This is a genomic window from Rhizobium sp. Pop5 (assembly GCF_024721175.1).
Classification (GTDB): Bacteria; Pseudomonadota; Alphaproteobacteria; order Rhizobiales; family Rhizobiaceae; genus Rhizobium.
Genome location: NZ_CP099399.1, coordinates 3165520 through 3175000, shown reverse-complemented (window position 1 = coordinate 3175000; position 9481 = coordinate 3165520). Strand labels below are relative to the sequence as shown.

At 56.9% G+C, this 9481-nt stretch carries 3 protein-coding genes, 1 tRNA gene and 2 rRNA genes; 4 read left to right on the top strand and 2 right to left on the bottom strand.

Features of this window, described 5'->3' with window-relative positions; genetic code table 11:
• Positions 1–36: 36 nt before the first annotated feature.
• From NE852_RS17910 to NE852_RS17900, 3 genes are all read left to right on the top strand, one after another.
• Positions 37–2834 (top strand): 23S ribosomal RNA (locus tag NE852_RS17910).
• 187 nt (positions 2835–3021) lie between these two features.
• Positions 3022–3136 (top strand): 5S ribosomal RNA (rrf, locus tag NE852_RS17905).
• Positions 3137–3256: 120 nt separating this feature from the next.
• Positions 3257–3333: transfer RNA gene (locus tag NE852_RS17900), tRNA-Met, on the top strand.
• Between the two features lie 126 nt (positions 3334–3459).
• Here the strand turns inward: NE852_RS17900 and NE852_RS17895 are convergent.
• The gene (locus NE852_RS17895) at positions 3460–5253 is read right to left on the bottom strand and encodes an adenylate/guanylate cyclase domain-containing protein (protein ID WP_008534954.1); all 1794 of its coding nucleotides are present in this window, start codon (positions 5251–5253) and stop codon (positions 3460–3462) included.
• Between the two features lie 95 nt (positions 5254–5348).
• Entirely contained in the window at positions 5349–7667 is a 2319-nt protein-coding gene (locus NE852_RS17890; protein ID WP_258155894.1) for a membrane-bound PQQ-dependent dehydrogenase, glucose/quinate/shikimate family, read from the bottom strand.
• Between the two features lie 204 nt (positions 7668–7871).
• Here NE852_RS17890 and NE852_RS17885 point away from each other — a divergent pair, with 204 nt between their 5' ends.
• Positions 7872–8981: an acyltransferase gene (locus NE852_RS17885; RefSeq protein WP_037175037.1), complete on the top strand. Its 1110-nt coding sequence runs from the start codon at positions 7872–7874 to the stop codon at positions 8979–8981.
• Positions 8982–9481: the final 500 nt, after the last annotated feature.

Sequence of the window (9481 nt, the reverse complement as noted above, 5' to 3'; positions counted from 1 at the left end):
CAAATCCAAATATAGATGAGCATTGGCAATGAGAACGATTAAGTGTCGTAAGGGCATTTGGTGGATGCCTTGGCATGCACAGGCGATGAAGGACGTGATACGCTGCGAAAAGCCGTGGGGAGCTGCGAATGAGCTTTGATCCATGGATCTCCGAATGGGGCAACCCACCTTAAATGCTTGGAAAATCCAAACTGACTGCGGTCGGCTTGGGTTTCCAAGCATTGTGATAAGGTATCTACACCTGAATACATAGGGTGTAAGAAGCGAACGCAGGGAACTGAAACATCTAAGTACCTGCAGGAAAGGACATCAACCGAGACTCCGCAAGTAGTGGCGAGCGAACGCGGACCAGGCCAGTGGCAATTGTGATTAAAGTGGAACGCTCTGGAAAGTGCGGCCGTAGTGGGTGACAGCCCCGTACGCGTAGATATCACGATTGTCCTAGAGTAGGGCGGGACACGAGAAATCCTGTCTGAACATGGGGAGACCACTCTCCAAGCCTAAGTACTCGTGCATGACCGATAGCGAACAAGTACCGTGAGGGAAAGGTGAAAAGCACCCCGACAAGGGGAGTGAAATAGAACCTGAAACCGGATGCCTACAAACAGTCGGAGCCTGTAAGGGTGACGGCGTACCTTTTGTATAATGGGTCAACGACTTAGTGTAACAAGCAAGCTTAAGCCGATAGGTGTAGGCGCAGCGAAAGCGAGTCTGAATAGGGCGATATAGTTTGTTGCATTAGACCCGAAACCGAGTGATCTAGCCATGAGCAGGTTGAAGGTTGGGTAACACCAACTGGAGGACCGAACCCGCATCTGTTGCAATAGATTGGGATGACTTGTGGCTAGGGGTGAAAGGCCAATCAAACTCGGAAATAGCTGGTTCTCCGCGAAATCTATTTAGGTAGAGCGTCGAGCGAATACCCCCGGGGGTAGAGCACTGGATGGGCTATGGGGACTCACCGTCTTACTGATCCTAACCAAACTCCGAATACCGGGGAGTACTACTCGGCAGACACACGGCGGGTGCTAACGTCCGTCGTGAAAAGGGCAACAACCCTAACCTCCAGCTAAGGTCCCCAAGTCATGGCTAAGTGGGAAAGGATGTGAGGATCCCAAAACAACCAGGATGTTGGCTTAGAAGCAGCCATCATTTAAAGAAAGCGTAACAGCTCACTGGTCTAAATAAGGGTCTTTGCGCCGAAAATGTAACGGGGCTGAAGCCATGCACCGAAGCTGAGGATGTGTAGCAATACACGTGGTAGCGGAGCGTTCCGTAAGCTGATGAAGGGAGACCTGTGAGGGCTCCTGGAGGTATCGGAAGTGCGAATGTTGACATGAGTAACGATAAAGAGGGTGAGAGACCCTCTCGCCGAAAGACCAAGGGTTCCTGCTTAAAGTTAATCTGAGCAGGGTTAGCCGGCCCCTAAGACGAGGCGGACACGCGTAGTCGATGGGAACCACGTTAATATTCGTGGGCCTGGTGGTAGTGACGGATTGCACAAGTTGTTCATTCTTATTGGATTGGATGGGCAGCGGAGCGGTTCCAGGAAATAGCTCCACCGTATAGACCGTACCCGAAACCGACACAGGTGGTCAGGTAGAGTATACCAAGGCGCTTGAGAGAACTATGTTGAAGGAACTCGGCAAATTGCACGCGTAACTTCGGAAGAAGCGTGACCCCATGCTAGGCAACTATTATGGGGTGGCACAGACCAGGGGGTAGCGACTGTTTATCAAAAACACAGGGCTCTGCGAAGTCGCAAGACGACGTATAGGGTCTGACGCCTGCCCGGTGCTGGAAGGTTAAGAGGAGAGGTGCAAGCTTTGAATCGAAGCCCCAGTAAACGGCGGCCGTAACTATAACGGTCCTAAGGTAGCGAAATTCCTTGTCGGGTAAGTTCCGACCTGCACGAATGGCGTAACGACTTCCCCGCTGTCTCCAACATAGACTCAGTGAAATTGAATTCCCCGTGAAGATGCGGGGTTCCTGCGGTCAGACGGAAAGACCCCGTGCACCTTTACTATAGCTTTACACTGGCATTCGTGTCGGCATGTGTAGGATAGGTGGTAGGCTTTGAAGCGGGGACGCCAGTTTCCGTGGAGCCATCCTTGAAATACCACCCTTATCGTCATGGATGTCTAACCGCGACCCGTCATCCGGGTCCGGGACAGTGTATGGTGGGTAGTTTGACTGGGGCGGTCGCCTCCGAAAGAGTAACGGAGGCGCGCGATGGTGGGCTCAGACCGGTCGGAAATCGGTCGTCGAGTGCAATGGCATAAGCCCGCCTGACTGCGAGACTGACAAGTCGAGCAGAGACGAAAGTCGGTCATAGTGATCCGGTGGTCCCGCGTGGAAGGGCCATCGCTCAACGGATAAAAGGTACGCCGGGGATAACAGGCTGATGACCCCCAAGAGTCCATATCGACGGGGTTGTTTGGCACCTCGATGTCGGCTCATCGCATCCTGGGGCTGGAGCAGGTCCCAAGGGTTTGGCTGTTCGCCAATTAAAGCGGTACGTGAGCTGGGTTCAGAACGTCGTGAGACAGTTCGGTCCCTATCTGCCGTGGGTGTAGGAATATTGACAGGATCTGTCCCTAGTACGAGAGGACCGGGATGGACATATCTCTGGTGGACCTGTTGTCCTGCCAAGGGCATAGCAGGGTAGCTATATATGGACGGGATAACCGCTGAAGGCATCTAAGCGGGAAACCCACCTGAAAACGAGTGTTCCCTATCAGAGCCGTGGAAGACGACCACGTTGATAGGCCGGGTGTGGAAGTGCGGCAACGCATGAAGCTTACCGGTACTAATAGCTCGATCGGCTTGATCGTTCTCATTGACTATGCTCATCGAACAAAGTTCGATGAGCCTGACCTTCTGTCCTCACGCGCCAAAGGCGCTGCGGACGCGCCTTGCGCTTGCGGCCTCTGGCCGACGGCCATCGCGAAAGGTAAGACGTGTTCAAAAAAACAGGCTAACGCCTGCCAGCTTCTCAAACATTAAGTTGCGCTTTGCCGACCTGGTGGTTATGGCGGGGTGGCTGCACCCGTTCCCTTTCCGAACACGGCCGTGAAACGCCCCTGCGCCCATGGTACTTCGTCTTAAGACGCGGGAGAGTAGGTCGCTGCCAGGTCTGCAAAGCGCAACTCAATATCTTCTCTGAACAGCAAACGGCCCATGCCGTCACTAAAGGGCCGCTTAACGCGGCCTTTTGTGTTAATATACTGACGCAAATCAAAACGATTTGCGATGGCGCGGGGTGGAGCAGCCCGGTAGCTCGTCAGGCTCATAACCTGAAGGCCGCAGGTTCAAATCCTGCCCCCGCAACCAAATCTCTTCCCAGATATAAAGATCCAAGCCTGCCCCCTCGGCAGGCTTTTTTGATTCAAGAACAGGCCTGCTGCCGATAGCTCCGATGCGAACGAGTATCTTCGGCAGGGGCTCGAACCGGTTCTCTCAGCAGCGACCATCATTCCGAAGCGTCAGTCCTGCCTTATGGAGGCCCTCAACGCGGCGGTTAAAGTCCTCGGGGTTTTGGAATGGCAGGACGCGCCGGCGGCGTTCGATCGAGAAATCAGGGTTTATCCGAAACACTTTCTCCCAGGCCTCTCGACTCTCCTCGAACCGACCGAGGTGGCCGTAGCAGGAGGCAAGCAGGGCATAGGCGGTCTCCGATTGCGAGTTTTGTTGCAGCCGAAGCTCGATCCCAACAATCGCATCCTCATATTCGCCGAGAGAAAATCGCGCATCGGCGAGAAATTGGAGAAGAACTTCCGGATAGTGCGGGTCAAGCCGCATTGATGCATCAAGTGTCTCAAGGGCGCCTGCGGGATTGCCGGAGAATATCTGAATATGGGCCATCAGCATCAGGAGTTCGGCAGAGTTTGGCGAAAGCTCAAGGCCTCGCAACACCTCCGCCTGCGCTCGATCCAATTCTCGGTTCCACATGCAGGCCAGGCCCAGCGCAAAGTGGCAGTTTGGCTGTTCCTCGGCCATTTCCACGGCCTGTTGCGCGAGATCCATGCCTAAGCGAAGCGAGGCTTCAGGATCCTTGCTCCAGGCGTTGACGTAGTCGAGCACATGGGTAAAGGACAGGAGTGCCCGGGCCGCTGCATATTCTGGATCGATCGCGATAGCATCCGCCGCCAGGCTGCGGGCCGCTATATTCCCGGTTCGGGTATGGGTCGATGCCTGCTCGCGGCCACGCAATAAGAGCTCATAAGCGCCGACATCAACCGGGCGTCCTTGCGCCAACCGGTCTTGGTCGCCGTGCGTCAGGCTCAGCCTGAGCGCCGACACGATTTCCTGTGTGAGCTCATCCTGAACCGCAAAAATGTCGGTGAGGTCGCGATCGAACCGGCTGGCCCAGATATGTCCGCCATTGCTGGCGTCAATCAATTGGGCTGTGACGCGCACCCGATTACCGGATTTGCGCACGCTGCCTTCAAGAACATAGCGGACACCAAGCGCCCGGGCCATGTCCGGCACGGACGCTGTGACGTTCTTGTAGACGAAGGATGAGTTGCGGGCGATCACGTGCAACTCGGACAGCTTCGAGAGGTCGGTGATGATATCCTCGCTGATGCCGTCGGAGAAATATTCCTGTTCTGCGTCGCCGCTCATGTTGTTGAAGGCCAGCACGGCGATGGAGGGTTTATCGGGTACGGCTTTAACCGAAGGTATTTTCGTTGCGGGTGGCTGTGCTTGTCGCGCCGGCGGCAGGACGGTTCCGACCTGAAGGGAATAGACCCGCATCGGCTCGGCGATATTTTTAAGATGGATTGGGCCGAGATCGGTCACCGCAAGATCAAGCCGCGCTCTCACCTGGCGATAGGCGTCTTCAGAAAGGCAGATGGCGCCAGGCTTGGCGACGCTCTCTAACCGCGCGGCGATATTGACGCCGTCACCCATCAGATCTCCATCGCTCTCCTCTACGACATCACCGAGATGGATCCCGACCCGAAATTCGATGCGATGCTCAGGCTGGACACCTGCGTTGCGCTCAACCATGGCAGTCTGGACTTCGACCGCGCAACGCACGGCGTCCACAACGCTGCGGAACTCGATGAGACTTCCGTCTCCGGTACGCTTGACGATACGGCCATTGTGCACGGCGATTGTGGGATCGATGACATCACTGCGCAGTGTTCGCAGTCGCGCTAGGATGCGATCCTCGTCCGCCCCGGCGAGGCGACTGTAGCCGACCACATCCGCGACCAGGATCGCCGCAAGTTTTCGCGACACGCTCATAGCCTTGTTCCTTGTCGGACCAAAATAGCACAGAGGGCCGTTGACGTCGCCGAATCCCGAGTTGCCGTATGACCCGATTTCCAGGGTTTGAGCGGCTAATCTCCGTCTTTTAGAGAAAAGGCGAGCACGTAGTCGCCGACGTCCTTTGAATATGGCGCTCCGCCGACCGAAATTGCGACATATTGCTTGCCCGTCTTCGGCGAGATGTAGGTCATCGGTGTGGCGCTTGCGCCGACGGGCAGGGGATATTTCCAGAGCTCGGTGCCGTTCTCGGCATCATAGGCGCGGATGTAATAGTCCTGGAAGCCGGCGAAGAAGACGACGCCGCCGGCGGTCGCCGACGTGCCGGCATAACTCGGCAGGCCCATGGGCATCGGAAGTTTGGTCTTGATCTTGAACGGTCCCAGTTCTTCGGCAGTTCCGGCGGGAACCTGCCATACGATCTTGCGGGTGTTCAGATCAACGGCCGTGACCGTTCCGAACGGCGGTTGCGTGCAGGGAACGCGGAGCCTCGATGTCCACATCTCTGTGGTCATGCCATAGGGCGTGCCGCGCTGCGGGGCGGAGGGGCCGTGCGCGGTCGTCGTCAGGGCAAAATCGACAAATTCACTGCGCGGAACGAGCGCGAAGATGCTCGGCACGCGAATATCATTCATGAAGACCCGGTTGTTGGGCAGGTCGACGGAGACGCTTCCCCAGTTGAGGCCGCCGAGATTTCCCGGCTGCTGGATCGCAGGCTGCGTCCCGATCGGGGTGAAATCACCCTCGTAGCGCATCCTGCGAAAGGCGATCCGGCAGGCCAGCTGATCGAACATCGTCAGGCCCCAGGCCGTCTGTTCGCTCATCCGTTCCGCGCCGATCGTCGGCATGCCGACGGAATAGGGTTGGGTCGGAGACAGTTTCTCTTCCGGCGCGCCTCCCTGCTGCGGCACTGGCTTTTCCTGAACCTCGGCAAGTGGGGTGCCTGTCTGCCGGTTGAGGAGGAAAAGTTGCCCGCGCTTGGTGGTCTGCAGAAGAGCGGGTACGGTGGCGCCATTGCCGTCCGGCAGGTCGATCAGCGCCGGCTGTGATGGCAGATCATAGTCCCAGATATCGTGGTGCACGGTCTGGTACTTCCATCTCTCCCGGCCAGTCGTCACATCGAGCGCCACCAATGTCGCATTGTACTGATCGGCGAAGGCGGGACGGTTGGCGCCGTAATAGTCCGGCGTCGTATTGCCGAGCGGCGCGTAGATGAGGCCGAGCTTGTCGTCGAATGCGGCTGTCGTCCACATGTTGGGCGTCGCCCGCGTATAGGTCTCACCCTCCGGCGGGAGCTTGGTGATTTCGGGATTGCCGAGATCCCATGCCCATTCGAGCTCGCCAGTGACGACGTTGAAGGCGCGGATGACGCCCGAGGGTTCGCCTGTTTCCTGATTGTCGGTGACCCAGCCGCCGACGACGATCAGATTGCGGGCAATCAGCGGCGCCGAAGTCTGGAAATAATAGCCTGCCTTGACCTCGCCCATGCCCTGGGACAGCTGCACGGTGCCATTGTCTCCGAAGCCCCTGCAGGGTGCGCCGGTCTTGCTGTCGATCTCCAAAAGACGGGCATCGATCGTCGTCTGCACCAGGCGTTCGTTGCAGAGGCCATCGGCCGACTGGGCCTCTTTCGGCATCTTGTAATAACCGAGGCCGCGGCAACGTTGCCAGTAGGGCGCCGTCGCCTTGGGATCGAAGGTCCAGCGGGGTTTGCCGGTATCCGCATCGAGCGCTGCGATTACATCCGCCGGCGTGCAGGTGTAGAGTGTGTCGCCAATCTGCAGCGGCGTGTTCTGATCAGCGCCCTCGCTCTTTCCGGTGCGATACGTCCAGGCGAGATCCAGCTTGGAAATATTGTCGCGGTTGATCTGATCGAAGGGGGAATAGCGGTCTCCCGCCGTGGTACGGCCGTAGGATGTCCAGTCTGCAGGAGAATTGTCGCCCTTTGCTGGTTTATAAGCGGCGATATCGGCGGAGGGTCGGATGACGCCATGCGGAATGAAGCTGAGGCCGAAACCGGCGGCAAACAGGATCGCTGTGAGCAGGGCGCCGACATAGAAAAGCTTCCGGCCAGGCGCCGGGGATAACGACGGTGCAAAGAGAAGCGCAAAGGCCGCCAGCGCCAGCGGCGACATCAGGCGGGCGAAGAGCGCCCAGAAATTGATCCCCGACTCCCACAGCGCCCAGGGAACAGTCAAAACGGCGACAAGCAGGACGAGGAGACCGCCGGATGCCTTCCGGCGCCACAGCAGCAAGGCGGCAATGAGATAGGCAAGTCCGGCGATCGCGTAATAGGGCGAGCCGCCGAGGCCGATCAGCCAGGCGCCGGCTCCTGTCAGCCCCAGGCCGATGAGAAAGAGAACGATACAGAAAAGCAAAGCCAGAAATTTCATGGGTCTCCTCATCCAATATGATGCTCGATCGCCTCGATCTCATCCCGGCCATCATCTTCGGGAGAGGGCGCTCTCGTTCAATTTTTAATTGATGTACCTCTGGTCACTGACACGTGCCCCCGCGATGCGGCAATGATGTCGCAGCCGTTTTGCGGCGGCAGTCTGCCATTCCATATCGCGTCAATATTTCTGAAAGGGGCACAGATGGTTCTCGGGGAAAAGCTTGAACTAGCGAACGGGCGGCCGACAGGTTTTGATTATATGCGATTATTATTAGCTTTTTCAGTGCTTTGGATACATACGGCCCGCGTCACCTATGGCGATGATCTGTTTCTCTGGGAGTCACCCCTTCGTCCTTTGCTGAAGTCCGTCCTACCCATGTTCTTTGCCCTGAGCGGGTTCCTGGTGGCCGGCAGTCTCGAGCGATCGAAGACATTGATCTCCTTCCTGGGTAACCGGTTTATCCGGATCTATCCTGCACTCGCCGTAGAGGTATTGCTGGCCGCCTTTATACTCGGAGCGATCTATACAGAGTATGACCTGCGTGACTACTTCGCCGATCCGCAGTTCTTTTCATATCTCATGAATGTCACCGGGCACATTCATTACAATCTTCCGGGTGTCTTCCTGGACAATCCTGACGCAGCGATGGTCAACGGGCAGCTCTGGACGGTGCCCTTCGAGCTCGAATGCTACATGGTGATCGCCGCGCTCTTCCTGCTCGGCGTGGTCAGGCGGCGCGTTATCGCCCTCATCGCAACGCCTGTATTGATCATAGGCTTTGCAATTGCACGGTACTGGAAGCACGAAAGTGACTGGGGCGTCATGCCGACGACCGCATCGGGCAATCTGCTTATTTGTGCTTTCCTGGCGGGGGTGACCTTCTATCTCTACAGGGACAAGGTTCTCTGGGACCTCAGAATTTTCTTCGCCTCCGTGGCGGTCATCCTGGGCGCCTATTGGTTCACGTCCTTCGGGGATTTCATTGCCATTCCGGCAATGGGTTATGTCACGGTCTTCCTCGGTCTCACCTCACCGCCGAAGCTCAGCATCCTGCGCGGCGCCGACTATTCCTACGGCGTCTTCCTCTACGGTTATCCGATCCAGCAGGCGTTCGTGGCACTTGGGCCTTGGGCGCACAATTGGTGGCTGAACGGTATCGTCTGCAGTATCGTCGCCGCCTGCTTTGCCGCTTTTTCCTGGAGATTCATCGAGAGGCCGGCGCTGAAATTGCGCAAGCAAGTCACATGGCTCGAAAATCTCAGCCTGCAACGCGGTGCAAAGCAGGAATTGGCCGGCGCGGTCTCGAAATAGGCTTTCTGGTGTGGCCGGAACCTCCGGCCGCATGCCTTGTCCTGTCCATGACGGAGCATCGAGGCTGACAGTTCCATCGCAGGGGCTTTTACTGGTAAGAGATCCGCAGGGCTCGCCATCGTTGCGAGCCCTGTTTCGTTGATGCGTGGCTTGCCGCTCGGTGCGCGGGAAATCTCTGCCGAACCCGCGAGACGATACGCAGAGCATCTCTGCATTCATTGCCTAAATCTATGCTGGCGCTTGCCTTTTCCGGAACATCAAACGAAAGTCCAGCTCGGTGGGAGGTCGCCTTGGTTGCATCTCCCAGCGCTTATATAGGCCCGCAACAGTGAAATTTTTCCGGTCGTGGTATTCCTTGATTTCCCGGTTTTCTATGATTCTGTTTCTCCGTTCGATGAATAGTCGAATATTCCTCGACGCGCTTCCGGCGGCTTATTCGTAGATTTTAGCAATATTTTAACGATAACAGATAAAATACTTCGATCGAACTTCGTTTCGAC

What these genes read in the sequence shown, in the direction of transcription:
- NE852_RS17895 (WP_008534954.1), bottom strand. Translation starts at nt 5,253, where the DNA reads ATGAGCGTGTCGCGAAAACTTGCGGCGATCCTGGTCGCGGATGTGGTC.
- NE852_RS17890 (WP_258155894.1), bottom strand. Translation starts at nt 7,667, where the DNA reads ATGAAATTTCTGGCTTTGCTTTTCTGTATCGTTCTCTTTCTCATCGGC.
- NE852_RS17885 (WP_037175037.1), top strand. Translation starts at nt 7,872, where the DNA reads ATGGTTCTCGGGGAAAAGCTTGAACTAGCGAACGGGCGGCCGACAGGT.